This is a genomic window from Uruburuella suis, assembly GCF_022870845.1.
Lineage (GTDB): Bacteria > Pseudomonadota > Gammaproteobacteria > Burkholderiales > Neisseriaceae > Neisseria > Neisseria suis.
On the sequence record NZ_CP091507.1, the window covers coordinates 906227 to 933141 of the forward strand.

General features: G+C 50.7%; 27 protein-coding genes. 14 read left to right on the plus strand and 13 right to left on the minus strand.

From position 1 onward, the window contains the following. Positions 1-57 precede the first annotated feature (57 nt). The 6 genes from LVJ78_RS03995 to dapA form a co-directional block, all read right to left on the minus strand. On the minus strand, positions 58-357 hold the full coding sequence (locus tag LVJ78_RS03995) for an AzlD family protein (RefSeq protein WP_132953652.1): 300 nt from the start codon (positions 355-357) through the stop codon (positions 58-60). After that, positions 354-1088, minus strand: a complete 735-nt coding sequence (locus LVJ78_RS04000) for an AzlC family ABC transporter permease (RefSeq protein ID WP_132953653.1) — start codon at positions 1086-1088, stop codon at positions 354-356. The genes LVJ78_RS03995 and LVJ78_RS04000 overlap by 4 nt, the downstream gene beginning before the upstream one ends. 231 nt (positions 1089-1319) lie before the next feature. Further along, complete coding sequence (rdgB, locus tag LVJ78_RS04005) at positions 1320-1925, minus strand: RdgB/HAM1 family non-canonical purine NTP pyrophosphatase (RefSeq protein ID WP_132953654.1); 606 nt, start codon at positions 1923-1925, stop codon at positions 1320-1322. Beyond that, the gene (locus tag LVJ78_RS04010; protein WP_132953655.1) at positions 1918-2160 is read right to left on the minus strand and encodes an NGO_0222 family membrane protein; all 243 of its coding nucleotides are present in this window, start codon (positions 2158-2160) and stop codon (positions 1918-1920) included. The genes rdgB and LVJ78_RS04010 overlap by 8 nt, the downstream gene beginning before the upstream one ends. A 100-nt stretch (positions 2161-2260) precedes the next feature. After that, positions 2261-3382 carry an outer membrane protein assembly factor BamC gene (gene bamC, locus LVJ78_RS04015; protein WP_132953656.1) on the minus strand — a complete coding sequence of 374 codons (1122 nt, stop codon included), beginning with the start codon at positions 3380-3382 and terminating at the stop codon, positions 2261-2263. A 14-nt stretch (positions 3383-3396) separates the two neighbouring features. Then, positions 3397-4272 carry a 4-hydroxy-tetrahydrodipicolinate synthase gene (dapA, locus tag LVJ78_RS04020; protein WP_132953657.1) on the minus strand — a complete coding sequence of 292 codons (876 nt, stop codon included), beginning with the start codon at positions 4270-4272 and terminating at the stop codon, positions 3397-3399. A 246-nt stretch (positions 4273-4518) separates the two neighbouring features. Between dapA and LVJ78_RS04025 the strand changes: the two genes are divergently transcribed. Then, positions 4519-5907, plus strand: a complete 1389-nt coding sequence (locus tag LVJ78_RS04025; RefSeq protein ID WP_132953658.1) for a nucleobase:cation symporter-2 family protein — start codon at positions 4519-4521, stop codon at positions 5905-5907. A gap of 113 nt (positions 5908-6020) precedes the next feature. Here LVJ78_RS04025 and tauC read toward each other — a convergent pair whose 3' ends face one another. From tauC to tauD, 4 genes are read right to left on the minus strand one after another with little or no spacing between them, the layout of a single operon-like run. Further along, positions 6021-6899 (minus strand): taurine ABC transporter permease TauC, encoded by an 879-nt coding sequence (gene tauC, locus LVJ78_RS04030; RefSeq protein ID WP_132953659.1) that lies wholly within the window; start codon positions 6897-6899, stop codon positions 6021-6023. After that, positions 6899-7690: a taurine ABC transporter ATP-binding protein gene (locus LVJ78_RS04035; RefSeq protein ID WP_132953660.1), complete on the minus strand. Its 792-nt coding sequence runs from the start codon at positions 7688-7690 to the stop codon at positions 6899-6901. The genes tauC and LVJ78_RS04035 overlap by 1 nt, the downstream gene beginning before the upstream one ends. 10 nt (positions 7691-7700) lie before the next feature. Then, complete coding sequence (gene tauA / locus LVJ78_RS04040) at positions 7701-8717, minus strand: taurine ABC transporter substrate-binding protein (RefSeq protein WP_132953661.1); 1017 nt, start codon at positions 8715-8717, stop codon at positions 7701-7703. Positions 8718-8755: 38 nt separating this feature from the next. Beyond that, positions 8756-9619 (minus strand): taurine dioxygenase, encoded by an 864-nt coding sequence (tauD, locus tag LVJ78_RS04045; protein ID WP_132953662.1) that lies wholly within the window; start codon positions 9617-9619, stop codon positions 8756-8758. A gap of 266 nt (positions 9620-9885) precedes the next feature. Here tauD and greB point away from each other — a divergent pair, with 266 nt between their 5' ends. Continuing rightward, complete coding sequence (gene greB, locus LVJ78_RS04050) at positions 9886-10389, plus strand: transcription elongation factor GreB (protein ID WP_132953694.1); 504 nt, start codon at positions 9886-9888, stop codon at positions 10387-10389. A 65-nt stretch (positions 10390-10454) separates the two neighbouring features. Here greB and ykgO read toward each other — a convergent pair whose 3' ends face one another. Both ykgO and LVJ78_RS04060 read right to left on the minus strand, forming a co-directional pair. Next, positions 10455-10580 (minus strand): type B 50S ribosomal protein L36, encoded by a 126-nt coding sequence (ykgO, locus tag LVJ78_RS04055; RefSeq protein WP_132953663.1) that lies wholly within the window; start codon positions 10578-10580, stop codon positions 10455-10457. Continuing rightward, positions 10580-10855, minus strand: a complete 276-nt coding sequence (locus LVJ78_RS04060; protein ID WP_132953664.1) for a type B 50S ribosomal protein L31 — start codon at positions 10853-10855, stop codon at positions 10580-10582. The genes ykgO and LVJ78_RS04060 overlap by 1 nt, the downstream gene beginning before the upstream one ends. A 211-nt stretch (positions 10856-11066) precedes the next feature. Between LVJ78_RS04060 and LVJ78_RS04065 the strand changes: the two genes are divergently transcribed. From LVJ78_RS04065 to LVJ78_RS04080, 4 genes are all read left to right on the plus strand, one after another. Continuing rightward, a complete protein-coding gene (locus tag LVJ78_RS04065; protein ID WP_132953665.1) occupies positions 11067-13070 on the plus strand; it encodes a type I restriction-modification system subunit M in 2004 nt (667 codons plus the stop codon). A gap of 2 nt (positions 13071-13072) precedes the next feature. Next, the gene (locus tag LVJ78_RS04070) at positions 13073-14344 is read left to right on the plus strand and encodes a restriction endonuclease subunit S (RefSeq protein WP_132953666.1); all 1272 of its coding nucleotides are present in this window, start codon (positions 13073-13075) and stop codon (positions 14342-14344) included. 109 nt (positions 14345-14453) lie between these two features. Next, complete coding sequence (locus LVJ78_RS04075) at positions 14454-17738, plus strand: type I restriction endonuclease subunit R (protein WP_132953667.1); 3285 nt, start codon at positions 14454-14456, stop codon at positions 17736-17738. Between the two features lie 12 nt (positions 17739-17750). After that, positions 17751-19100: an ISL3 family transposase gene (locus LVJ78_RS04080; protein ID WP_132953668.1), complete on the plus strand. Its 1350-nt coding sequence runs from the start codon at positions 17751-17753 to the stop codon at positions 19098-19100. Positions 19101-19263: 163 nt separating this feature from the next. Here LVJ78_RS04080 and LVJ78_RS04085 read toward each other — a convergent pair whose 3' ends face one another. Then, positions 19264-19737, minus strand: a complete 474-nt coding sequence (locus LVJ78_RS04085) for a SixA phosphatase family protein (protein ID WP_132953669.1) — start codon at positions 19735-19737, stop codon at positions 19264-19266. Positions 19738-20164: 427 nt separating this feature from the next. On the opposite strand from LVJ78_RS04085, the gene LVJ78_RS04090 reads away from it, so the two are divergent. The 8 genes from LVJ78_RS04090 (at position 20165) to scpB (ending at position 26831) form a co-directional block, all read left to right on the plus strand. Beyond that, the gene (locus LVJ78_RS04090; protein WP_165870911.1) at positions 20165-20689 is read left to right on the plus strand and encodes a chorismate--pyruvate lyase family protein; all 525 of its coding nucleotides are present in this window, start codon (positions 20165-20167) and stop codon (positions 20687-20689) included. Between the two features lie 136 nt (positions 20690-20825). Continuing rightward, positions 20826-21743: a 4-hydroxybenzoate octaprenyltransferase gene (gene ubiA / locus LVJ78_RS04095; RefSeq protein WP_132953671.1), complete on the plus strand. Its 918-nt coding sequence runs from the start codon at positions 20826-20828 to the stop codon at positions 21741-21743. A gap of 313 nt (positions 21744-22056) precedes the next feature. Then, positions 22057-22503 (plus strand): PTS IIA-like nitrogen regulatory protein PtsN, encoded by a 447-nt coding sequence (ptsN, locus tag LVJ78_RS04100; protein ID WP_132953672.1) that lies wholly within the window; start codon positions 22057-22059, stop codon positions 22501-22503. Positions 22504-22507: 4 nt separating this feature from the next. Next, complete coding sequence (hprK, locus tag LVJ78_RS04105; RefSeq protein WP_132953673.1) at positions 22508-23470, plus strand: HPr(Ser) kinase/phosphatase; 963 nt, start codon at positions 22508-22510, stop codon at positions 23468-23470. Further along, positions 23451-24305: an RNase adapter RapZ gene (gene rapZ, locus LVJ78_RS04110; protein WP_132953674.1), complete on the plus strand. Its 855-nt coding sequence runs from the start codon at positions 23451-23453 to the stop codon at positions 24303-24305. The genes hprK and rapZ overlap by 20 nt, the downstream gene beginning before the upstream one ends. A gap of 375 nt (positions 24306-24680) precedes the next feature. Further along, positions 24681-25604, plus strand: a complete 924-nt coding sequence (gene ylqF, locus LVJ78_RS04115) for a ribosome biogenesis GTPase YlqF (protein WP_132953675.1) — start codon at positions 24681-24683, stop codon at positions 25602-25604. A 238-nt stretch (positions 25605-25842) separates the two neighbouring features. After that, positions 25843-26163 carry a hypothetical protein gene (locus LVJ78_RS04120; protein WP_132953676.1) on the plus strand — a complete coding sequence of 107 codons (321 nt, stop codon included), beginning with the start codon at positions 25843-25845 and terminating at the stop codon, positions 26161-26163. A 26-nt stretch (positions 26164-26189) separates the two neighbouring features. Continuing rightward, entirely contained in the window at positions 26190-26831 is a 642-nt protein-coding gene (gene scpB / locus LVJ78_RS04125) for an SMC-Scp complex subunit ScpB (RefSeq protein WP_132953677.1), read from the plus strand. Positions 26832-26915: the final 84 nt, after the last annotated feature.

Consider the following 26915-nt stretch of genomic DNA (forward strand, 5'->3'; position numbering starts at 1 on the left):
GCATACATCAAACAGGCCGTCTGAAACCTTTTCAGACGGTCTTTGTTTTACCGGCCATTAATTCATCCAATAGCCCAGAAGCCCGCTGGACGCCACCGCAATCAGCACCGTGGGCAGCATGGAAAAACGGCTGGCGGCGATAAGTGTGATCACCAATGCCAGCAATTCATGCGGCTTGTCCGACACAAAATGTGGGGTAATCACGGCAATCAGCACGCAGCCGGGCGCCGCTTCCATCACCGCCGCCGCGCGCGGGCTGAGGGTGCGGTGGCGCAGCGCGAGAAAGCCGATCAGGCGGGTGGAGTAAGTGGCGGCGAGCATGCCCAAAATGGTGAGGAAAGAAGCCCAGCTGATCATGCTTCGGCGCTCCAAAAATAAGCAGCCAGCAAGCCGGCCAGCGCGCCGGCCGGCACATACCAAGCGCCCTCGGTGAATAAATACACCGGCGCGGCCACCAAAAGGCTAACCAACCAAGGGCGTGCGGCGGCAAAACCTTTCCACATGCTGCGTAGCAGCACTAAAAACACCGCCGGAAAAGCCATGCCGAAGCCCAACGCCTCCACATTGCCCAGCGTGGGGCCGATGGCGGTGCCCAGTGTGGTGAAAAAAATCCACATTACATAAAGCGTGAGGCTCACGCCCATATAATAAGCCAGGCTGAAGGCGGGCAGGCCGCGCGCTTTGCGTTTGTTGGCATCGGTGATGCTCATGGCCCAGCTTTCATCGGTCATGAAAAAAAGCGCCGGCAGGGCTTTTTTTAGCGGCATTTGGCGCATATAAGGCGTGAGCGCCGCGCCCATCAGAATATGGCGGGTGTTGATCATCAGGGTAACGGCGATAATCAGTAAAGAGGGCAGCGGGTCGCCCCACAAACCCACGGCGGCAAATTCGGAGCCGCCGGCAAAATTCAGCCCCGTCATCAGCGGCATTTCCAGCACACTCATGCCTTTTTGCGCGCCTTGCACGCCTAAAATCAGCGCCAAAGGAAGCAAGCCTATCAACATGGGCAGGCTTTCTTTCACGCCGCGACGGAATTCGGTGTGCGGCGAGGTGTCGGCGGGCAAGGTGGCTGGGGCGCTCGGGGGCATGGTGGCTTTCTGGTGAAATGGCGCTTATTATAGTGAAATGAATAAAAATGTGCTACGGCCTTACTGCGCCTTGTCGTGCTGTTTGAGGCTGGCTGAGTGACACCATTCAATTATTCATTTCATTGTGTATGTTTTGATTTTTATAATGGATGAGTAGCGTGTAGGCTACCGGCATCCGGCCTGCAATATTTTTGGCCGTCTGAAAGCTTTCAGACGGCCTTTGACTTATTTTTATGCCTGCGGGTAAAGCAGGTCGATTTTCTTTTTCAATTCTGCCAAAGCCAGGCCGCGGTGGCTGATTTGGTTTTTTACTTCGGGCGATAACTCGGCGGCGGTGCAGCCTTGTTCGGGCAGGTAGAAATGCGGGTCGTAGCCAAAGCCGTTGCTGCCGGCTGCTTCGGCCTGCCATTGGCCGCGCCAAATGCCCTCGGCGATAATCGGCTGCGGGTCGTTTTCGTGGCGCACCAGCACCAGCACACACACGTAATAGCAGCGTTTGTCGGCTTGATGCGCCAGCTCGGCCGACATTTTGGCATTGTTGGCGGCATCGGATTTGGGTGCGCTGCCGGCAAAGCGGGCAGAGTGAATGCCGGGCGCGCCGCCCAGCGCGTCGGCGCAGATGCCGGAATCATCGGCCAGCGCCGGCCGGCCGCTGTGTTTGGCCGCGTGGCGGGCTTTGGCAATGGCGTTTTCAATAAAGGTGGCATGCGGCTCGGGGCATTCGGGTACGTTGAATTCAGCTTGCGGCAACACGCGGATGCCTCGGCTGCCGAACCAGCGGCCGAATTCTTTGAGCTTGCCCCCGTTGCCGCTGGCCAACACGATTTCGTCAAACATTTTGCTGCTCCTGTGCGCGGCGTGCGGCAGCGATGGCTTTGTCGCGCGCGCTTTGGCGGGCATAAAGCGCCAAGCAGCCGATTTGGCCGAACACGGCACCAAAGGCAAACAAAAAGCTGGCCACTGCAAATTGGCGGCTTTCAATCGAGAGCAGCCAGCTGCCCAGCAGCACCAGCGCCATAAACAATAAGGTAAACAGGGCAATGCCGATTAAATAGGTTTTCCGTGCGCGCATATCTCGATATCGGTTGGTGAAATGGCTTGCATTATAGCGTTTATACGAAAGGCCGTCTGAAATGTTTCAGACGGCCTGTGTGGGTGCGGGCAGCTATCGCTTAACGCAATTCGGTGTGCAGGCGCGAGAGCCAAGTGGAGGCATCGCTGCCGCGGTAGGCGCTGCCGTCTTTATTGAGCAGGCTTAAGCGCGTGCCGCCGTTTACCGGCTCGGCATACACAATCATCTCGGGATACACGGTGGGCTCAACGGTTTTTTTGCCCATCATGCGGCTGAAAAAGCCCGGTTTTTTCGTGGCCACGGCTTGGCCTTCTTGCGGCGCGGGCTGCACCAAATAAGCGTGACGCTCGGCATTTTGGCCGATCACGGTTAAGCCTACGCGGTCGAGCGCCAGCGCGGTGCGGCGCCAATTGCGCTCGAAATCGCCGCTGAGCAGCAGGGTGTCGCCCTCAAGCTTGGCCAATTCGGCGCTGCCGCTGCGTGCCGGTGCGCTCTTGCCTAATTCGCTTTCAATCTGCTTGGCATCGGCGCCCAAGTATTGCATCACGCGGCCGAGGAAAGCGGCTTCCAGATTGGGATCGTTGGGGCGCGGCTGCCACATGGTGGTGTCTTTATTGCGGTCTGCATACACTTCCTGCATGCCGCGATGGCTGATAAAGATATCGGTGGTGCCGTTTTTGCCCGCTTCGATGCGGGTGATGAATTTATCGCGCTCGCTGGTGGAATACACGCCGCCGAGGCCTACTTTTTCAAAGATGCTGCGCAGGCCGTCTTGCGGGATTTTGGCGCGGTTTTCCGCCCAGTCGGTTTCCATTTGGCCGATGGCCGGCTCTTCAGAGCGAATGTCGAAACCGTTTTCCTGCCAGAATACTTTCAACAACGGCCAGATTTCGGCCGGGGTTTTGCCGTCGACCACAAGCCAGCGCTGGCTGCCTTCGCGCTCCATGTGCACGCCTTTCACACTTTGCAGCACGGCCTGATTAGCGGCTTGCTGCACGGCGGGGGTGCGGTTGATGTCGCTGGCGCGCACGGCGCCGGAGCCGGCGGGAATTTGATAGCGGTCGCCTTGATTGGGGTTGGTTAAATCGGGCGGCACTTCCAAATTGACAATTTTGCGGTTTTGCGTTTGATAATCGAGCTTGGGCTGCTCTTTGTTGCCGGAGCAGGCGGCCAAGCCGATCAGGGCGATGGCGGCGATGGCCGGTTTCATCTGTGCTTTCATGGGGTTTCCTGTGGTTAAATCAATTTGGCTGCGGCCAGGGCACTGCGTACTTTGGCTTGGCCCTCGGCGGAAAGTTCAATAATCGGCAGGCGCACATGGGCTTCGCATTTGCCCAGTGCGGCTGCGGCCCATTTGGGGGCGGCGGGGCTGGGCTCGCAAAACATCACGTCGTAAAGCGGCACCAGCTGCGCATTGAGGGCGCGCGCTTCTTCGAGGCGGCCGGCGAGCGCCGCGCGGCACATGTCGGCAAAAAGCTTGGGCGCGGCATTGGCGGCTACGGTGATTACGCCGTGGCCGCCGCAAAACATAAAGGCCATGCCGGTGGGATCGTCGCCGGAATACACGGCGAAGCCTTCGGGCGCGCGGTTGATGAGGTCGATTTCGCGGCCGATGTCGCCGCTGGCTTCTTTCACGCCGATGATGTTGGGGATTTCGGCCAGGCGCAAGATGGTGTCGTTGTTGACGTTGACCACGGTGCGGCCGGGCACGTTATACACAATCATCGGAATGGTGGTGGCTTCGGCGATGGCTTTGAAATGGCGGTAGATGCCTTCTTGCGAAGGCTTATTGTAGTAGGGCACCACGGATAAGGTGTAATCCGCGCCCAAGCGCTCGGCGGCTTGGGAGAGTGTGATGGCTTCGGCGGTGTTGTTGGCACCGGTGCCGGCAATCACGGGCACGCGCTTGTTGACGTGTTTTACCGTGGCTTCGATCACGGCCAAATGCTCGTCCACCGCCAAAGTGGCGCTCTCGCCGGTGGTGCCCACGGCTACGATGCCGTCGGTGCCGCTTTCGATGTGCCAATCGATGAGGGATTTGAGTTGCTCGAAATGAACGCTGCCGTCGGAATGCATCGGGGTAATCAGGGCGACCAAGCTGCCTTTTAACATGCTTAAACCTTTATTTCTCGAAACGTTTGCTGAATATTTTTGCGATTGTAGCTTACTTTGCAGCATGTGTGAAACATTGCTTTCAGACGGCCTGCAAAGGTTTGCAAAGGTTTTGGAGCCGGTTTGCGAGGAAAGTGTGGCGGGTTTTCGGCGCAAGGGTTTAAAGGCCGTCTGAAAATTGAGTTGGCGGCTGAGATTGTATACAATAATGCGCTTACATTTCTTAGCATATTTTAAAGGACTATCATGGCCGCTCCCGCGCAAAAGCCTGCCGATTCCCCCGATTTGGTGTATCGGCTGGAAGACAAACCGCCGTTTATGAATGCGCTTTTGAGCGCGATCACGCATTTGCTGGCGATTTTTGTGCCGATGATTACGCCGGCGCTGATTGTGGGCGGCGCGCTGCAATTGCCGGTGGAAATGACGGCTTATTTGGTGTCGATGGCGATGGTGGCCTCGGGCATCGGCACTTATTTGCAGGTGCACCGTTTCGGCCCTGTCGGCTCGGGCATGTTGTCGATTCAATCGGTGAATTTTTCATTCGTTACCGTGATGATTGCGCTGGGACTGGGCATGAAAGAGGGCGGCATGGATGAAAATGCGATGATTTCCACCTTGCTCGGCGTGTCGTTTGTGGGCGCTTTTTTGGTGTGTTTCTCGGCTTGGCTTTTGCCTTATCTGAAAAAAGTGATCACGCCCACGGTGAGCGGTGTGGTGGTGATGATGATCGGTTTGAGTCTGGTGCATGTGGGCATCACCGATTTCGGCGGCGGCTTCGGTGCAAAGGCGGACGGCACCTTCGGCTCGGTGGAAAACTTGGGCTTGGCCTCGCTGGTGTTGGTGATTGTGCTGCTCTTCAACTGCATGAAAAACCCGCTTCTGCGCATGAGCGGCATCGCCATCGGCTTATTGGCGGGCTATATTGTGGCTTTGTTTATGGGCAAGGTGGATTTCTCGCCGTTGCAGAATCTGCCGCTGATTACCGTGCCGGTGCCGTTTAAATACGGCTTTGCGTTTGACTGGCATGCGTTTATCGTGGCCGGCACCATTTATTTGCTGAGCGTGTTTGAAGCGGTGGGCGATCTCACCGCCACGGCGATGGTGTCGGATCAGCCGATCGAGGGTGAGGAATACACCAAACGTTTGCGCGGCGGCGTGATGGCCGATGGCTTGGTGTCGGTGATTGCCACCGCGCTGGGCTCGCTGCCTTTGACCACGTTTGCGCAAAACAACGGCGTGATTCAGATGACGGGCGTGGCTTCGCGCCATGTGGGCAAATATATTGCCGCGATTTTGGTGCTGCTCGGCCTTTTTCCCGTGGTGGGGCGCGCGTTTACCACCATTCCCAGCCCGGTGCTCGGCGGCGCGATGGTGTTGATGTTCGGCCTGATTGCGATTGCCGGCGTGCGCATTTTGGTGAGCAACGGTATCCGCCGCCGCGAGGCGGTGATTGCCGCCACTTCGGTGGGGCTGGGCTTGGGCGTGGCGTTTGAGCCGGAAGTGTTTAAAAACCTACCGGTGCTGTTTCAAAATTCGATTTCCGCCGGCGGCATTGTGGCGGTGGTGCTCAACCTGATTCTGCCGCAAGACGCGAATGAAAAAGTGGTGTATTTGAGCGATGAATTAGAGCATTGATGGTGCGGGCAAGCAGGCCGTCTGAAAACTTTTCAGACGGCCTTTATTTTTTAGCAACTGTTTATGTGCTCGAAGCGGCGAAAAAAGATCGTAAACAGGTTTTTGGCGCTTCTTTACAGTTGCTGCCCATACCACGGTGAAAGTTGTTTTTGCAGATTGCGCAATAATAGTTCTAGTGCCACCGCCACCACGGCAATCACGATAATGCCGAGAATGACCGTATCGGTGATTAGAAACTGGGCGGCCGATTGCACCATAAAGCCGATGCCCCGGTCGGCAGCCACCAGCTCGGCGGCCACCAATGTCGACCAGCCCACGCCCAAACCGATGCGGATGCCGGTGATGATGTGCGGTAATGCGGTGGGCAGAATCACGTGCCTGAACACCTGCATGCGGCTTGCGCCCAAAGCCAATGCGGCACGCTCGCGGTTGAGCTGGTGGCTGCTGACGCCGTGGGCGCTGCTGATAATCACCGGCGCCAGCACCGAAAAGAAAATCAGCAATATTTTAGTGGTTTCGCCGATGCCGAACCAAATCACCAGCAAAGGCAGGTAGGCCAACGGCGGAATCGGCCGCAGTAATTCAATCAGCGGATCGACGACGGCGCGCACCCATTTATTCATGCCCATCCACAAGCCCAACGGAATGCCGATCATAATGGCGGCTAATAGTGCCGGTAATACGCGGCCGATACTGGCGGCCAGATGCTGCCATAAGGTGGCTTTCATAAAACCTTGTTGACTGACTTCGATAAATTTCTGCCACACGGCTTGCGGAGCGGGCAAAAACAGGGTAGGCACGATATGGAGTGCCGTGATGGCATACCAAAGCAACAGCAAACCCAACACGCTGGCGGTGCTGAGCGCCAATGTGCTGCGCCGTTGCAATTTGGTTATCAATTTGGCAGGCAGCGTTGCCGTCTGAAGTGGCGCGTGCGGGATAAAGGCGGACGTGTTGCCATCTGAATAAGTGGTGGGTTTGTCGGTATTCATTATGCGGCCTCATCTGCGGTTGGTTTTTTCTGGTTGCGCAAGTTTTCAAACAACTGTTCGCGCAGGCGGATGAATTCAGGGTCGGATTTAATCGCGCGCACCGGCTCGCCGTTGCGGTAGCGGACGGCAAAACCCGGTTGCAGTGTTTGTACGATTCTGCCCGGGCGAGCGGCCATCAATATCAGGCGCTCGCTGAGCAACAGGGCTTCTTCGATATCATGGGTTATCAGAAAAAAGGCTTTGTTTTGCTGCGCCCACAAATCCAGCACCAATTGCTGCATGTTTTCACGCGTAAAGGCATCCAGCGCGGCAAAAGGCTCGTCGAGCAGAATAAACGGCGCACGGCTGATTAAGGCGCGTGCAATGCCCACCCGTTGCTTCATGCCGCCTGAAAGTGCCCAAATATTGGCTTCGGCCACGTGGTCGAGGCCGATGGTTTGCAGAATATCCGCCACGGCTTCCCAAGCTTTCGGCTCGTTGACGCCTTGCAGCTTCAGCGCGAAACCAACGTTTTCAGCCACATTCAGCCACGGCATCAAGGCATGGTCTTGAAACACCACCGCGCGGCGGGCATCGGGGTGGACAGCGGCTTTGCCGTTGACTTTAATGCTGCCGGAATCAGGTTGTTGGAATCCGGCCAAGATATTCAGCAATGTGGTTTTACCGCAGCCTGATTCGCCCAGAATGACGGTGAGTGAGCCTTCATTTAGGTTGAGGTTGATGTTTTGCAATACGGTGTGCGGCTGGCCGGGGAAAGTCAGGCTGATGTGTTCGGCGCTTAAAGTATGCATGGCGGATTCCTCAGGGTTGTAAAAAACGCACGTTGATGTGGTCGTGATAATCCGGCTTCACCTGATCTACTTTGCCTTGTGATTTCAAAAAATTGGCAGTATCGGCAATATTTTGGGCAAACTCGCCTTGCAACACTTCACGCTGCTGGAATTCGTTCAGATAAGTGTTGCCGGTGAGCAGCAGTGGGATATCGTTTGTGTTTGAGCCAGTGAGTGCGGCAATTTTCCGGGCGTGTTCGGCATTGTCGGCGAAGGCTTTGGGATTTTGATGGTAATCGCTAATCGATTTCAGCGTGGTTTGCACGAATGATTTCAGAAAATCAGGATTATTTTCAGCAAAATCGCGACGCACCACCCACAAATCATAAGTGGCCGCGCCTTGCTCGGCGAGCTTGCCCGAATCGGTGAGCACGGTGCCGTCGGCTTTTACTTTACCCAATACCGGCTCCCATACATAAGTGGCGTCAATGTCGCCACGCGCCCAGGCTGCTGCAATTTCAGGCGGCCTCAGGTTGATGATTTTGGTTTGGTCTTCACTGATGCCCCAATTTTTCAATGCGCAGAGCAGGCTGTAATGGGTGGTGGACACAAACGGCACGGCGATGGTTTTGCCGATTAAATCGCGCGGCTCTTTGATGCCTGAGCGGTTGCTGACCACCAGTGCTTCAGAGTCGCCCAAACGCGAGGTGATTAAAAATGTGTCGATGGGTAAATTACGGCTGGCGGCAGCGGCAAACGGGCTGGAGCCGATATTGCCGATAACCACGTTGCCCGAAGCCAGTGCATTGACCACATCGGAGCCTGAATCGAATTTTTTCCATTCAATGGCGCGATTGCTGTTGCGCTCATAATCGCCATCGGCTTGGGCAAGTTTGCCGGGGTCGACACCGGTTTGGTAGGCGATGACCACGGGTTGGCCGGCCGTGTCTGCCGGTGTAGCCTGATACCAAACAAAGCCGCCGATGGCCAGCACAGTCAGTGCGGTAATCCATAAAGGTGTGTGTTTACGTTTGTTTTTAAGGTTCATGATGTTTTCCTCACGGATTGATGATGCGTGTTGATGTGTTATGCGGCTTGGGTTTGTGGCGGGCGGTAAAACGGGCGGTCGCCGTTGATGGTGACGCGGTGCATAATCCGATGGGCATTGCCGTAATCAAACAGTGCTTTGTGTTGAGTGCTGCGGTTGTCCCAAATCGCCACATCGCCTTCCTGCCATTGCCAGCGCAGGGAAAATTCGGGTTGCGTGGCATGTCGACACAAAGCGGCTAACAAACGGTCACTTTCTTGCTCGCTCAATTCATTGATTCGGGTGGTAAAGCCTTCGCTGACAAACAATATCGGCTGCCCGGTAAGCGGGTGAGTGCGCACCACCGGATGGCTGATAGGCGGATTGGCGGCAAAAATATACTCCAGCTTTTGCCGTTCGGCCTCATCACGGGCAAAGCGTTCGGGTGGAAAAGATCGGCGGATATCGTGCAGAGCAGTGAGCGTGGTTAGTTGTTGCTGCAAATCGGTGTCGAGCGCGGCAAACGCCGCGGTGCCGCTGGCCCATAAAGTGTCGCCGCCCGCAGGTGGAATTTTCACAGCCCGCAGCACGCAACCCAGCGGTGGTGTTTCGCGGAAAGTGACATCGGTGTGCCAAAGCTCGTTATCGCGCAAATCCTGTTGCAGGCTGTCGAGCACCATCACTTCGGGCGCATCCGCCGCGGCAGGATAAATCGGGTGGATATGCAGTGAGCCGAAGCCGTGCGCCAGCGTCACTTGGGCTTGTGGCGTCAATTGCTGCCTGCGGAAGAAAATCACCTGGTAGTCAAGTAATGCCTGCTGAATCAGAGCAGTGGTTTCAGAATCAGTGCGGTTCAAGTCAATATTATGAATCACTGCGCCGATAGTGGCTTGAATCGGCGTAAGGTTTAAAGTGGCAGCCATAATGCTTTCCTTGTTTTATTGAGTGTTGATGGGAAAACTATAATCAAACAGGAGGTGAAATCAAAAGAATGAATTACTGTTAATTTATTCAATTCAGTTATATATGATTGAATTGAGGCCCAGATAAAAACAACAAGGCCGTCTGAAAGTTTTTCAGATGGCCAAGGTGTCAAGCCGAACCGATGAAATCCACCTATGCAAGCGGATTGGTTTGCGAAGGCAAAAAAGCGTTAGAATAAGCGCTTTCTTTTCAGACGGCCTTTATGATGAACGACGCCCCCGCATCCCCCCCGAAAAACTACATCACCCCCACAGGCTGGCAGGCGCTGAAAGACGAGCTTTACCAATTGGTGCACAAAGAGCGCCCCGAAATCGTGCAAGTGGTGAATTGGGCCGCAAGCAATGGCGACCGCAGTGAAAACGGCGATTATCTTTACGGCAAGCGGCGCATGCGCGAAATCGACCGGCGCATCCGCTTTTTAACCAAGCGGCTGGAAGCGGCGGTGGTGGTGGATCCGGAAACGCGCGAGCCCACAGATCAGGTGTTTTTCAGCGCCACGGTGGCATTGCTGCGCGGCGACGGCAGCGAGCAGACGGTGAAAATCGTAGGTGTGGACGAAATCGACACCGCGGCCAACAAAATTTCGTGGGTGTCGCCGCTGGCGCGTTGCCTGATTAAAGCGCGCGAGGGCGACGAAGTGGTGTTGCACGGGCCCGAAGGGCGCGAAACGATAGAGATTTTGTCGGTGCAATATTTGAAAATCGAATAAAAAGAGAGGCCGTCTGAAAAGTTTCAGACGGCCTCGTTGATGAGTTTGACATCATAATAAAAGCATCAGCGTTGGCGGGCTTTAAAGCGCGGATTGCTTTTGCAAATCACATAAACCTTGCCCTTGCGGCGCACCATTTGGCAATCGCGGTGGCGCGCCTTTGCGCTTTTCAGTGAAGACAACACCTGCATTATTTTTCCTTTCTGAATGAGCCGAGCATGGCTTGATAGCGCTGGTTGAATTTGCTGGCGCGCCCTTCGGTGTTGTGTTCGCGCTGCTTGCCGGTGTAGACCGGATGCGAGGCGGAAGAGGTGTCGAGCATAAACACGGGATATTCGCGGCCATCGTGCCACAGCATGGTTTTGCCGTGGGTGTCGGTGCAGGAGCGGATCAGCCAGCCTTCGTTGGCGCTGCTGTCGAAAAACAAAACGGTGCGATAGGTTTCGGGATGGGTATTCGGTTTCATTGCCGGCTTCCTTTTACTTTTAAAGGGCTATTTGCATTTTAAGGTGGGATTTTTATAAATCTCACCTTATTCTTTTAACTCAACAAATTCTAAATTTGCAATCTAAGGTTGAAACTATTTAAATCGTTCAATTTTAAAATTTGCATTTCAAGGTTGAAAAATCTGCATTAATTGCATAATATTTAACTATTGCAAAATAAGGTTGAAAAAAATGGCTTCTGCACCAAACAATACTGAATCTACACTGGCAAGTTTTATTTGGAACAATGCGAATGATCTTTGGGGGGATTTTCCGCATACAGAGTTCGGTAAAATCATTTTGCCCTTTACGGTATTAAGACGTTTGGAATGTGTGCTTGAGCCAACGAAAGATGCTGTTCTCAATACTTATGAGCAATTCAAAGATCAAGGCATGGCGCTTGACGATATTCTTACTAACGTAAGCGGCAATCCATTTTATAACAAATCGACTTATAACCTTTCCAATTTAGGCGGTACAAAAACCAAAGCCAACCTTGAAGATTACATTTCTAATTTTTCTGAAAACGTGCGTGTAATCTTTGAACAGTTTGATTTCAATACAACAATTAATAAGCTTTCTAAAGCGAATTTACTGCTACGCATTTGCAATAATTTCGCTGCCATCGACTTACATCCGAATGTTGTTCCTGACCGCACCATGAGTAATGTCTATGAACATTTAATCGCTCGATTTGGTGCAGAAGTCGGTACGGGGTCAGAGGACTTTATGACCCCGCGTGATATTGTACATTTGGCAGCGATTTTATTGCTTGAGCCTGATAATGAGCTGTTTGAACAAAAGAATGGTTTAATCCGCACTATTTATGATCAAACCTGTGGTACATCGGGCTTCCTAACCGACATGATGAACTATGTAGACGGTTTTAAGGACCGCTATAAAATTGCCCCTGTACTTGTACCCCACGGACAGGAATTGCAGCCTGAAACTCATGCGGTCGCATTGGGTTCAATGTTGCTCAAAAAACTGGAATCTGACCCAAGCCGTGATTTATCACAAAATATTAAATTGGGCAGTACCCTCAGTAATGACTTATTTGCAGGGCAGCGTTTCCACTATCAATGCTCTAACCCACCTTTCGGTATGTCATGGGCGAAGGATGCCAGTGCGGTTCAATTAGAGCATAAAGAAAAAGGCTTAAATGGGCGTTTTGGTGCGGGTTTGCCTAAAGCCAGTGACGGCTCAATGCTGTTTTTACAAAACCTAATTTCCAAACTAGAACTACCTGAAAATGGTGGTGGTCGTGGTGCGATTGTACTATCAGGCTCACCATTGTTTAACGGTGGTGCAGGCTCAGGCGAGTCAGAAATTAGACGCTTTATTTTAGAAAATGATTATCTCGAAGCAATTGTGGCATTGCCGACTGATATTTTCTTCCGTACAGGCATTGGAACGTATATTTGGTTGATTTCAAACCGTAAACCTGAACAGCGCAAAGGCAAAGTACAGCTCATTGATGCAACAGGTATGGGTTCATCTATGCGCAAAAATGAGGGCAACAAGCGCAAGTTTATTGACCAAAACTCGATTGATGAAATTAGCCGTATTTATGCCGACTTTGAAGAAAGTTCGGTCAGTAAGATTTTTGATTACACTGACTTTGGCTATCGCCGAGTAAAAGTCTTGCGCCCTCTACGGATTGATCTTCAATTTGATGCGGAAAAACTGGAATCGTTTAAAGCATCGAAAGAGTTTGGCAAGTTATCCGACAGCGACCAAAACACGGTATCAGCTTATATTGAACAGCAGTTTGGTGACAGCAAAGACTATGCTTGGTTTGAGAATACATTCCTGAAAAAACTACCACTCAGCAAAGTCAGCAAAGGCTTAAAAAATGCTTTGATCGCTGCGTTTGGGGTGCAAAATCCTGATGCCGAAGCCGTAGAAATTAATGGTGAAGTACAAATGGACAGTGACCTCACCGACTATGAAAATATTCCTTTAAATCAAAATATTGAGGACTATATGGCGAAAGAGGTACTTCCTCATGCGCCTGATGCGGTAATTGATACCAGTTATACCGATGCCAAAGACGGTCAAGTGGGTGTGGTGGGTTATGAAATTAACTTTAACCGTTATTTTTATGTGTTTGAGCAGCCACGCCACCCGAATGAGATTATGGCTGAGATTAAAGAGCTGTCTGCCGAAGTGGCGCAATTGCTTGGGGAGGTTTAAAAATGGAATTTAAACAATACCCAAGTTATAAAAATAGCGGTGTGGAATGGTTAGGGGGAGTGCCTGAACATTGGGTTGGCTCTAAATTTAAGTATATATTTCAAGAGAAACAACACACAAAAAACATGAACCTTCCATTTGGGGCTATTAGCTTTGGTTCGGTTGTTTATAAAGAAGATAAAGCAAACTTAACAGATGAATTGAAAGAAAATTATCAAGAGGTATTACAGGGTGAGTTTTTAGTAAACCCGTTAAATCTAAATTATGACTTAAAAAGTCTGCGAACAGCTTTATCTAAAATAGATGTAGTTGTTAGCTCAGGTTATTTCGTTCTAAAGTTAAAAAACAATACTTTTAATAAAAGATATTTAGAGTATCTGCTTTATATATTTGATATTAGGAAAATGAAAACCTTGGGTGCGGGGATACGTCAAACACTCACATTTAGGGATATGGCTGTGTGTGATGTAGCAATTCCTAGTGCTTGTGAACAAACCCAAATCGCATCCTTCCTCGACTACGAAACCTTCCGTATCGACAACTTAATTGCCAAGCAAGAAAAGTTAATCGAACTTTTAGAAGAACAGCGTAAGTCGATTATTTCTCATGCTGTGACTAAAGGTTTAAACCCAAATGCACCAATGAAAGACAGTGGTGTTGAATGGTTGGGGGAAGTGCCTGAGCATTGGCAACAAAAACCTATTTGGAGTTTATTTAAGCGTATTAAAAGGACTAACTTTCCAACTGAACGCTTACTTTCTGTTTACCGTGATTATGGTGTTATTCCTAAAGATAGTAGGGATGATAATCATAATAGAGCATCAGAAGATTTAACTCCTTATCAGCTTGTATGTGCAAATGATCTTGTCATCAATAAAATGAAAGCATGGCAAGGCTCTATTGCTATCTCTGAGTTAAGAGGTATTGTTAGCCCTGCATATTATATTTACCAACCTAAAGCTGAATATCACTCAAAATATATTCATTTTCTGATTCGTTCTGCGTATTACATTCAAAGTTATAAAAACTATTCAAAAGGGATACGAGTTAATCAATGGGATTTGGAGAGCGAAGCATTTACCCATATTGACTTATTGCTTCCTTCTTTAGATGAACAACAAAAAATCGTTGCATTCCTCGACACCGAAACTGCCCGAATTGACAACCTCATTTCCAAACAAAAATCTTTAATCGAAAAACTTAAAGAATACCGTACTTCGATTATCTCCCATGCGGTTACAGGTAAAATTGACGTAAGGGAGTTTGGCGCATGATTTTTTTAACAAACACTATCTAAAGCCAATATGGAAATGCCTGAGTTATGGCATCAAGACCCGTTTTGGCAACACGCATTACGACAAAATGAAGAATAAGGGGAATCGCATGAATATTTTGGCAGACAAAGCCCATTACGAAAGTCACTTAGAAGCCTATATTGTGCAAAAACTGCAAGCGCAAGGTTGGGTGGTTGGGCAAAGTAAAAATTATCATACCGAATATGCACTCTACCCCGAAGATTTAATCACATGGATTCAAGCCACGCAGCCTGAAAAGTGGGAAAAACTGCAAGCCTTGAATGGCAATAATACCGAAAAACGCATCATCGACCGCTTGGATGATGAACTGAATAAGAAAGGCACAATCCATATCTTTCGTAATGGCTTTAGCATGGCGGGCGCAGGCACAATCGACCTCAGTGAAAGCGCACCCGAAGATGGACGCAATCAAGCTGTCATTGACCGCTACAACGCCAATATCCTACGTGTTGTTCCACAACTTAAATACCACCCTTCTAAAGATGCAGGCATTTTGGACCTTGTGTTCTTTATTAACGGCTTGCCAATGGCAACGGTGGAAATTAAGACCGAGTTTAACCAGTCTTTAGAAGATGCCATTGAGCAGTATAAAAATGACCGTAAGCCGATAGACCCTAAAACAAGACGTAAAGAGCCATTGCTGACACCTAAGCGTGGTGCAATTGTGCATTTTGCCTTGTCTGAATCTGAAATTGCCATGACCACCGCTTTAGATGGTGAAAACACCTATTTCTTGCCATTTAATAAAGGTAATGAGGGACATGCAGGCAATCCTCCTGCGGATGTGGCTAAAGGTGAAGATTATCCAGTGGCTTACTTTTGGGATTATGTCTGCCAACGTGATAATTGGCTGAAAATATTCCATAACTTTGTCTATGTGGAAAAGAAAAACAAAGTCGATCTATATGGCAACTGGACGGTACAGGAACGCTTGATCTTCCCGCGTTACCATCAGTTTGATGCGGTGAATAAAATCATTGCCGATGTGCAAGAAAAAGGCGTGGGACTGAATTATCTATGTGAGCATAGTGCAGGCTCAGGTAAAACCTCTACGATTTCTTGGGTGTGTCATTCACTGGTACGTTTGCGTCACAATGACGGTACACCGTTTTATAACTCCGTCATTGTGGTGACAGACCGAACGGTACTGGATGATCAGTTACAGGAAGCGATTCAACAACTCGACCATCAAAAAGGCTTAATTGCTGCAATTAACCGTGATGACAAAGAACATGCAGGCAAATCGAAAAGCAAACAGCTTGAAGATGCACTGTTGTCCAATAAACAGATCATTATTGTGACCATTCAGACTTTCCCGCATGTGATGGAAGCGATTCTGACCAATACCAGTTTAAGCGACCGTAACTACGGTATTGTGATTGATGAAGCACATACCTCGCAAACAGGCTCAACGGCATCTAAACTGCAAGCGACATTGGCATTGCAGTCAGGTGAAGCGATGGCAAGCCTGACTGTTGAGGAGTTACTGGAGCAGATTCAAAAAGCCCGTGTACAGTCTAAAAACATCAGCCATTTTGCCTTTACTGCAACCCCAAAACACTCGACTAAAATGCTGTTTGGGCGTACTAAAAATGGTGAGCCTGCCAGTGATGACAATTTACCTGAATCCTTTCATTTGTATCCGCAACGTCAAGCGATTGAAGAAGGCTTCATTTTAGATGTATTGCAAGGCTATGTGCCGTACAAGACAGCTTTTAAGCTCGGTGGTGATGCAGTTGATGATGATAAACGAGTCAACTCTAAAGCAGCCAAAAAAGCCTTAGCCCGTTGGATGGCTTTACACGCGACCAATGTCACGCAAAAGGTGCAGTTTATTATTCAACACTTTCACCACAATGTTGCCAATTTGCTTAATGGTCAAGCCAAAGCCATGATCGTGACCAGTTCACGCCCTGCGGCAGCACGTTATAAAATTGCCTTAGAAAAGTATATTGAAGATAACCCTGAATACAGTGCTTATCGTGTCTTGGTGGCATTTTCGGGTAAGCTCACGGGCAAACAGATTAGCCATGAAGCAGATGGTGATAGCGAAAACGGGGCGCTATTTCAAGTTGGTGAAGATGCTGAATTTACCGAAGCCAATATGAATGCCGATGCACCTAATTCTGATTTACGCATCGCATTTGACCGCCCTGAATATCGCTTAATGGTAGTGGCGAATAAATTCCAAACAGGCTTTGACCAACCCAAACTCTGCGCCATGTACCTTGATAAAGTCATTGCCAATGAAGTTGAAGTGGTACAAACCTTGTCACGCTTAAACCGTACCACCACAGGCAAAGATCAAACCTTTGTAATTGACTTTGTAAATGACCCTGAATGGATTTTAAAGTGCTTCAAAAAGTACGACAACGGGGTAAAAATGGTGGATGTACAAGACCCGAATGTGGTTTATACCATCAAAGACAATATTGAAGAACTTGATCTGATTACCGAAGATGATTTGGAGGAGTTTAAAGCAGCTCGTTTTAAAACCATCCGTGATATTAGTAATCATGATTTCAAAGAAACCACACATCCCGACCTGTTTAAAGCAACCGATCGTGTCGCCCGCCTGTTTAACCAAAAACTGAAAATGCTCAAACAGGCGATTGAGCTACAGGAAACCGCATTTGATCAAGCCAAAGCAGACGGCAATGATGAAGGCGCAGAAAAAGCGGAATTTGAGCGCAAGCAGTTAGACGTAGAATTACAAACCTTGATGCGCTTTAAGGGCAATTTGGATAAGTTTAGCCGTATTTATTCCTATGTGGCACAGCTTATTGACTTTGGCGATCCTGAACTTGAAAACTTCTCGGCATTTACCAAGCTCTTATCCAAACGATTAAATGGTATGTCTGCTAAAGAAATTGATATTTCAGGCTTGGTACTGACTGGCTTTGGCATCTTTAAAAAGAAACTTAAAACCGATGATACCGATCATCCCGAAGCGGATGAACCTCAACCATTAGCCCCCATCCAAGGCACAGCCAATGGTGATTTACAGCCAACCAAAATGACTTATCTGAAAGAAGTCATTGATCTTATTGCTCAGACTTTTGGCGATATTTCCACCCGTGAAGAACAGGTGGTATACATCAATCATTTAGTAACCATTCTACGAAATAACGATGTAGTTATGGCTCAGATTGAAAATAATCCTGAATCCACAGCCTTGCAAGGTAATTTGCCATCGGCAACGAAAGGCGCAATTATTCAAGCACTGACCTCACATCAAGACTTATCAGCATTGTTGCTCAAGACCGATGCACAAGCGATGCAGAATGTGATCAAGGTGCTGTATAAATTGCTTAAAGATGGTGAAACCATTGATGTGCATCGTCTAACATAACGGAGTATTAGAATGATTGATATTCTGCAACTGGAAGGTGTACAGCCGATAGATTACCGTAATGAAGATGGCTGTATTATGATTACCGTACAGCCAAGCGGTGAGCATTTGGAAACATGCCCTGAATGCGGCGGACGTTTATACAAACACGGTCAGCGTATCAATCATTTTGCCGATACCCCCTTACAGATGCAGGCTGTAAAAATTGAGGTGGTACGGACACGCTATCGCTGTTCTGGATGCAAAAGCATGATTACCCCTCAACTCAGCTTCTTAGATGAAAAGCGTAGAGCGACCCATCGGCTGATTCAGCAAGTACGCAAGCGTTGCTTAGATCGAACATTTACGCAGCTTGCCGAAGATACGGGTGTAGTCGTGAACACCATTAAAAACATTACGCTCGATTTCGTGGAGGAATTAGAACGAGATATTAAGTTTGAAACTCCAACGATTATGGGTATTGATGAACTTAAATTGATGGGAACATATCGCTGTGTCATCACCAACCTTGCTATGAACAGCTTATATGATATGTTGCCTGAAAGAACTCAAGATACATTGATACCATACTTCGCCAAACTGCCTGATGCAGAAAAAGTAGAATGGATTTGTAGTGATATGTGGCGACCCTTCAAAAAGTCATTCCGTCTGCACCTACCAAATGCCAAGTTGGTTATTGATAAGTTTCATGTAGTGAGAATGGCAAGTGAAGCTTTAGACACTGAACGTAAAACATTACAAAGTAGCTTGGATCGCGATGCCCGACTGAATATGAAAAAACATTTGCGATGGATACTGCTTAGACGACCAAATTCATTGACCGAAGATCAACAAAGAATTTTAGGAAATTTAGAAAAATGGCATCCTGAATTTAAGGAAGCTTATGACCTCAAAGAGCAGTTTTATAATATTTATGAAGCAACAACCAAAGACGATGCCATACAAAGGTTTCATGAATGGGAAAGCAGTATTCCCAAATATTTAAAGTCTTTCCGTGACGTTGCTAAAACTGTGAATAATAACTTTGAGGATATATTCACCTATTGGGATGCGCCAATAAGAATTACCAATGCTTATACTGAGGGGCATAATGGTATTACAAGGGTCGCAAATCGAATGGGACGAGGATATACCTTTGAGGTGCTTCGAGCAAAGATGTTATATAACAAAGTGGCTCGATCTATTACAACTTTGAAGACTCCATCATCTTCATTAAAATCAACCAAAGGTTATGAGGGTTTAACTGCATTTCCAACCAAGCAAGAGAAAACTAAGTTGGAATATGGCGCTTATATTCCAACCTTGGTTGAGTTATACAGTGATAATGACGATTTGGATGAGAAACCAATTTCAACCATGTAATGCAAATAGCCTTTTAAAGTTGGTTTGTTATGGTATAACATTATATAATATTTGATAGCGGTTATCAACTTTATAAAAAACAGGCCGTCTGAAACATTTTCAGACGGCCTGTTTGCCGACAAGTTGTGCCGATTAAAAAAGCGGGAATCATGAAAACAATCGCTCAGCTTTCGCCCAGCAAAATAGCGGGTGTGAGCGCGGCTTTGAGCTTGGCGTGATAGCCGTTGCTGTCGTGTTTGACCTGCAGCCACCAAAAGCCGCCTTTTTTATACGACCAATAAGCCTCGCCCTGCCAATGCCCGTTGAGCAAAAAGCGGCTCAATTCGCCCAGCCACGGTTGGTGGCCGACCAGCACCACGGTGTCGTTGCCGGAAAGGCGCTCGAAGAGGCGCGGCAGGGTGCGGGCATTGATGTCGGGATTGAGTGCAGACAACACGGCGTAATCTTGGGTGAGATAATCGGCGGTTTGGCGGCTGCGCGCGGCTTCTGATGCCCACACTTGCGCATCTTGCGGCAGATGGCGGCGCAGCCAGGCGGCGATGGTGCTGGCTTGGCGGCGGCCGTTTTCGGTGAGCGCGCGCTCAAGGTCGGGCGGGCCGTATTCGGCTTCAGCGTGGCGCCAGAGAATAATGTTCACAACGGTATCCTTATATATGGGTGGCAATCGGGCGGCGTGTTAAGCATTTCAGCTCGGGAATTATAGCCTGAAGGCGGGATGCGTGAATAATACCAATCCAAAAAAATAACCTAACTTCGTTGTCTCGCCTTGCCGTACTTTCTGCGGCTCGCCGCCTTGTTAGCTTACTTTTTTGAATGGGTATAAGAAAATGGTTTTATCGTGGCACGATTCAAGCCGGTGCAGCCTTGTTCCGCGTTGCTGCATTGCCTCGTTGTTAGCGAATCGCATCTTGTCGGGTTGCTTTTTTGAATGGATATTTTTTGAATGGATATTTAAAGAATGGTTTTCTGCGACTGCGGCCGCTTTCAGACGGCCTTTTTATCCGGCATGGCGGGTGGCGTGATGTTGCGCTTGCCGGCGCTGGTTTTGCTATATAATGCCGCGCATGGAAAATCAATACAACTGGCAGGCGGCGCTGCCTGCGCAGGCGCTGGCAGCCATCGGCGCGCACGCAGCGCCTGTTTTAACGGCGCAATCGCTCACGCAAACGCTGCGTGCGGCGGATGCGCGCTTTTCGGTGCGGCTGCTTTATTTGGGCGCGGCGCCGTTTGATGCTTTGTTTGCCGGCGGCTTGCCGGCGGATGCGCCGGGCTGGTTTGCCCGCGATGTGTTGCTGTGTTTGAACGATGTGCCGGTGGTGTGGGCGCGCAGCATGTGTGCGGCGGCGTCGCAACAATGGCGTTTGCTGCTCGATTGCGGCACGCGCCCTTTGGGCGAGCGCTTGTTTGACGGCTCGTTGCCGGTGCAGCGCTCGCCGTTTGAGTTTGCCTTGCTGGATAAGGCTGTGCCCGGCAGCGGGGCGGCCGAGCGCTTGCCGGCGCGGCGCTCGTTTTTTACGATGCAGGGCGAAACGCTGGGGCTGGTGGAATGCTTTTTGCCGGCGTTGGATCAGGCTTTGGCTGCGCGTTGAGCGGCAGATTGATGCTTGGGCAGGGTTATCTGCATCACATAAAAATATATGGCTTGATAAAGTTCCATAAAATTAGATTATAATTCGAGGCCGTCTGAACGATTCAGACGGCCTTTTTTTGATGGAATCTTTATTCATGCGGAATATCAAACGATTATTGCTCAAGTGTCTGCCGCGTTATGCGGTGGGGCGGCTGTGTGTGTATGGCCGCTTGATGCGGGTGGAAAAGCCCATCGGCACTTTGCTGCTGTTGTGGCCGACTTTGTGGGCTTTGTGGATTGCATCGGAAGGTGTGCCCGATTTTGTGATTTTGCTGGCTTTTATGCTGGGCACGTTTTTGATGCGCAGCGCCGGCTGCGTGGTGAATGATTTTGCCGACCGCGATATTGATGGCGCGGTGGCGCGCACCAATCAGCGCCCGTTTGCGCAAGGGCTGGTGAGCAAATCAGAAGCTATGCTTTTGCTGCTGATTTTGTGCCTGCTGGCGGCTTTGTGCTTGCTGCCGCTCAACCGCCTCACCTGGCTGATGAGCCTGCCGGCTTTGTTTTTGGCCATTACTTATCCTTTTACCAAGCGTTTTTTCCCCTTGCCGCAATTTTATTTGGGGCTGGCATTTTCGTTCGGCATACCGATGGCGTTTGCCGCCGTTACCGAGAGCGTGCCACCGCTGGCTTGGCTGATTTTTGCCGCCAATGTGCTGTGGACGCTGGCTTACGACACTATTTACGCCATGGCCGATAAAGAAGATGATTTGAAAATCGGCATCAAAACTTCGGCCATCACTTTCGGCAGCCACGATGTGGAAGCGGTGATGTTGTGCCATTTCTGGTTTACCGTGCTGATGGTGGTGCTGGGCGTGCAGATTGGCGCGAGCTGGCCTTATTGGCTGGTGTTGCCGCTGGTGGTGTATTGGCAATGGCAGCAATATCAAGTGATTAAAACGCGCGAGCGCTGGGCGTGTTTCCGCACTTTTCTGGAGAATAACCGCATCGGTCTGGCTTGGTTTGCCGGCATTGTCGGCCATTATGCGTGGCTGGCTTGGCGCGGTTTTTGATGTTGAATCTGTTAATAACTTAAAGTAAATAATCTAAAGCTTTGCGCTGCCTTGCTGTTTTGTGGCTTGAATGTAGGCGGGGTTGTATGACGGCAGATTTTTTCAGGTGCAAACGGAACTTTTTCAGACGGCCCGGCCGATAACAAGCTGCTTTCTGTATCTCAGGTATTTGATAGCAAGTATTTGATTATTTAGTTTTTATTAATGTTTTGCCAGGCCGTCTGAAATGTAAAATGCGCGCGGGCGATTGAGATTTAAAACAACAGTCGGTACAATCGGCAACTGTTTTGCTTACCCAGTTTAAGAGAAATTTATGAGCCTGATCGGCGAAATCTTACCTTTGTCGCACATTGTGCTGGATTTGGAAGTCAGCAGCAAAAAGCGTGTATTCGAGCAGGCAGGTTTGCTGCTTGAAAATGAAGCCGGCCTGGCGCGCGCCGATGTGTTCGACTGCCTGTTTGCCCGCGAAAAGCTCGGCACCACCGGCTTGGGGCAGGGCGTGGCCATTCCGCACGGGCGCCATGCTTCGGTAAAAAAAGCCGTGGGCGCGTTTATCCGCACGCAGGAGCCGGTGGCGTTTGATGCGCCCGACGGCAAGCCGGTGTCGTTGATTTTTGTGCTGCTGGTGCCTGAAAATGCTACCGGCGAGCATTTGGAAGTGTTGTCGAAGCTTGCGGGGCGGTTTTCGCAAAAAGCCGTGCGCGAAGCTTTAATGAGCGCCGATGCCCAAGAGGTGCGGCGCATTCTAACCGAAGAGTAAAGCCATGCCCAGTGTATCGGTGCGCCGCCTGTATCAAGACAACCAGCACAAGCTGCAATTGGCGTGGGCGGCCGGCACGGCGGGTGCCGACAACCGCATCGGTGTGGAGGCCGACAAGCCCGTATTGGCGCTTGTCGGCCATTTGAATTTTATCCACCCCAATCAGGTGCAGGTGATCGGCGTGGCCGAGGTGGAATACCTCAGGCGCATCGAGAGCGGTGAAATCGGCCACAGTTTCGGCGAAATGTTTGAATTGGATATGGCGCTGGTGATTGTGGCCAACGGCTTGCCGGTGCTGCCGATATTGCGCGATTATTGCCACACGCATAATGTGCCCCTGCTCACTTCCAAGCTGGAAAGCCCTTATCTGATGGATGTGTTGCGCATCTATCTGCAACGCACGCTGGCGGTGTCTACCGTGAAACACGGCGTGTTTCTCGATGTGTTTGAAATCGGCGTGCTGATTACCGGCCAATCGGGCTTGGGCAAAAGCGAATTGGCGCTGGAGCTGATTTCGCGCGGCCACAGCCTGGTGGCGGATGACGCGGTGGAAATCTACCGCACCGGCCCCGAAACGCTCGACGGCCGCTGCCCGCCGATGCTGCGTGATTTTCTGGAAGTGCGCGGCTTGGGTGTGCTCAATGTGCGCCACATCTTCGGCGAAACCTCTATCCGCCCGAAAAAAATTCTGCAATTGATTATCAACCTGGTGCCGGCTGATGATGAATACATGAAGCAGCTCGACCGCCTGAGCATACGCACCGAAACCGAATCCATTCTTAATGTCAACATCCGCTCGGTGAGCCTGCCGGTGGCGGTGGGCCGCAACTTGGCCGTGTTGGTTGAAGCTGCGGTGCGCAACTATATTTTGCAGTTGCGCGGAAAAGACAGCACCAAAGAATTTCTCGAACGCCATCAAACCATGCTGAAAGAAGACGAATTTAATCATGAAAATAGTGCTGATTAGCGGCCTTTCCGGCTCGGGGAAATCAGTGGCCCTCAAGCTTTTGGAAGACTTGGGCTATTATTGTGTCGATAATTTGCCGATGAGCCTGCTGCCCTCGCTGGTGATGCACCACATCGGCCAAGATGAAATTGAGCAGCTCGGCATCAGCGTGGATATTCGCTCGCGCATCGATATTCACGAAGCCGAAAAACAGATTGCCGCGCTGCGCGCCGAGGGGCACGAGATTGATGTGTTGTTTCTCGAGGCCGAAGAGGGCGTGTTGGTGCGCCGCTTTTCCGAAACCCGCCGCGGCCACCCTTTGTCGGGGCAGAGCTTGACCTTGCTGGAAAGCCTGCAACAAGAGCGCGCCTGGCTCTCGCCGTTGCGCGAAATCGCCTATTGCATCGACACCTCGAAAATGAACGCCCAGCAGCTGCGCTACAGCGTGCAGCAATGGCTGAAGCTGGAAAACAAAGGCCTGCTGGTGATTTTGGAATCGTTCGGCTTCAAATACGGCGTGCCCACCAATGTGGATTTTCTGTTTGACATGCGCAGCCTGCCCAATCCGTATTACGATCCGCAGCTGCGCCCGTTTAACGGTATGGACAAAGAAATTCAGGATTATCTCGACGGCCAGCCGCTGGTGCAGAAAATGATTGATGATATTGACGGCTTTCTCAGCAATTGGCTGCCGTGCATGCAGTTGGAAAGCCGCAGCTATGTTACTGTGGGCATAGGCTGCACCGGCGGCCAGCACCGCTCGGTTTATGTGGTGGAGCAGCTCGCGGCGCGCTTAAAAGGGAAATATCAATTGCTGGTGCGCCACCGCCAAGTGCACAATTTGGCCGGGCGCTGAGCGTTTTCAGACGGCATGAGTCTTAAAAGGCCGTCTGAAACTTTAAAAGCTTAAAAGAAAACAATCTGCTATAATGCGGCATTCTGTTCAGGCAGCCTTTTACCGGCTGCCTGATTACTATTCCGAAACCGTTTTTATACCCATTCGAAAAAATAAGCTAATACCAATTCAAAAAAGTAAGCTAACAAGGCGGCGAGCCGAAGACAGTACACCTAGTACGGCTAGGCGAGACAACGAAGTTAGGTTATTTTTTTGGATTGGTATAATAAGGCGGCGAGCCGAAGACAGTACGGCTAGGCGGGTCAATTCAGTTAGGTTATTTTTTCGAAAGGGTATCAGACGGCCTCTGCCGCTTTGGCAAACCCAAGAGACAATATGGCAATCCAATGGTATCCCGGCCACATGCACAAGGCCAAAAAAGCCATTATCGAGCGCTTGAAAAGCGTGGATATGGTGATAGAAGTGCTCGACGCGCGCCTGCCCGCATCGAGTGAAAACCCGCTTTTGGCCAAGCTCTCGGCCGACAAGCCCAAGCTGAAAATATTAAACAAGCAAGATTTGGCCGACCCCGAGCGCACCGATATCTGGCTGGCCGAATTCCAAAGCCGCCCCCACACCAACGCCATTGCGCTCGATGCGTCCGACCGCAGCGCCGCCGCCAAAATGATAGCAGCCTGCCGCAAGCTCGTGCCACACCGAAAAGGCATCGACAAACCCTTACGCGTGCTGATTTGCGGCATTCCCAACGTGGGCAAATCCACCCTGATTAACGGCATGCTCGGCAAAAAAAGCGCCAAAACCGGCAACGAGCCCGGCATCACCAAAGCCGAGCAGCGCCTGTTTCTCGCCGACGACTTTTGGCTTTACGACACCCCCGGCATGCTGTGGCCGAAAATCATCGTTGAAGAAAGCGGCTATAATTTGGCCGCCAGCGGCGCAGTCGGGCGCAACGCGCTTGATGAAGAAGTGGTGGCGCTTGAGTTGCTCGACTATCTGCGCCGCCATTACCTGCCGCTTTTACAGGCGCGCTATCAGGCCGACAAAGATGCCAGCAGCCATTGGCGCGACGATGAATGGCTAGACTGGATAGGCAGAAAGCGCGGCGCACTATTGCCCGGCGGCCGCATCAACCACCAAAAAGCCGCCGAAAACACGCTCACCGATTTTCGCGACGGCCAAATCGGCCGCATCACGCTGGAAACCCCGCACCAATGGGAAGCCTGGCTGAAAAAAGCACGTCAAAACGAAGCCGCATTAAAAGCCGAACGCGAAGCCAAAAAAGCCGCGCGCAAAGGTTGAGCCGTTTTCAGACGGCCTGATTTGCAATGCCTTTTACAACGCATCACGCGTAGGTAGGATTCTTAAATCCGATGCTTATTCGAAGAACAAGACAACCATGTGCTTGGTTTTCGTGGCAAATGCCGGATTTGAAAATCTGACCTGCTACTGCCCAAAAAAGGCGCGCACGCAGCGCACAAAGATTAAACCGTTTTCAGACGGCCTTGTTTGCCATGCCGTCTGAAAAGCATAGGAGAAAATGATGAACAAACTGATTGCACTTATTCTATCCGCCACACTCGCCGCCTGCGCCGCTGTTTCAGACGGCCAAACCATCCAAGTTTACAAACTCGACGGCGCGCGCCAATGCGAAGGCGCGGGCATTTCTGTGCAAGAAATGCAAAAAGAGCTCTCCGGCATCCGCGTGTATGGCGCTGAAAAAAGTGCGCTGCAAGACGTGATGTTTCCCGCCGTGTGCGGCGGCGGCACCGGCAGCATCAATGTTTACACCATTGCTAAAGCTGATGTGAAACAAGCACAGGCGCGCGGCTTTGCCCTGTTGCCGCAGAATGAGCGCTGAGCGCTTGCCTTAAACCTTAAACCGATATGAACGACAAACTCGCCCCCGATGCGCTGATTGAAGCCGCCCTGCTCACGCAAATCGAGCCTTTGAGCGAGCGGACGATGCGCGAATTGTGCGTGCCGCCTTTATCGCCCGACAAGCTGATCGACGTGCTCTCCACGCTCAAAGCCCGCTGGCACAACCGCGCGCTGCAATTGGTGCACACCCATGAAGGCTGGCGCTTCCAAATTGATGCGCGCGCGTTTGAGCGGCTGGGCAGCCTGCAAGAGCAGCGCGCGCCGCGCTATTCACGCGCGGTGATGGAAACGCTGGCGATTATCGCTTATCAGCAGCCGGTGACGCGCGGCGATATCGAGGGCATACGCGGGGTGGCGGTTTCGAGTAATGTGATGCAAACGCTGCAAGACAGGGGCTGGATTGAAGCCATCGGCCATCGCGACAGCATCGGCCGCCCCGCCTTGTGGGCCACCACCGAAGCCTTTCTCACCGATTTGCAGCTGGGCGATCTCACCGAGCTGCCGCCGCTCACCGAATTGGGCGAATTGGTGTTGCCCGATTTGATGGAAATGCCGTCTGAAGCGGAAGAAGAAGCCGAGGCAGAAGCAATAGAAAACCCGGCCGAAAAAGAAAACCATGCAGAAAACAGCCCACCTTTGTTAAACTGAGGCCGTCTGAAAGCCGGCGCAGGCAGCCCTTGCCGCGCCACATTAACCATCCTGCCGCAGAAGCCGCAGAAGAACCGTTCCACT